We start from the raw sequence: 302 nt of genomic DNA on the forward strand, positions 1-302 counted from the left end.
GTCACGTCGAGGGCGGCCCGGGTTCCGGGCCGCCCTCGACGTGACCATCCGGCGGATCACTCCGTTCCCGGCCACCCTCGCCCTCGGCAAGCGCATCAGCTCGGGCACCTGCTGCCGTGCCGTGGTCTCCTCCGTCCGCTCGAAGAACCCGCTGTCCTTCAACGGATCCCCGGTCCTGGATCTGGTGCCCGCAGCCCCCACGTTCCCCGGCCACGCCCTGTCGTGCCTGCTCTGGTCCTATCAGGGGCGCGCCCGCGTCGCCTTCGGCTCCCACACCTCCATGCCCGGCGTCGGCGCCCTCC

At 72.8% G+C, this 302-nt stretch carries 1 protein-coding gene; it reads left to right on the plus strand.

Going from position 1 to position 302, the window contains the following annotated elements; genetic code table 11:
* Positions 1 to 40 precede the first annotated feature (40 nt).
* Positions 41 to 302 (plus strand): WS/DGAT domain-containing protein (locus J0695_RS41720; RefSeq protein WP_206970026.1); only part of this gene is annotated, 262 nt, incomplete at its 3' end.

Source organism: Streptomyces beijiangensis (assembly GCF_017315755.1).
GTDB classification, from domain to species: Bacteria; Actinomycetota; Actinomycetes; order Streptomycetales; family Streptomycetaceae; genus Streptomyces; species Streptomyces beijiangensis.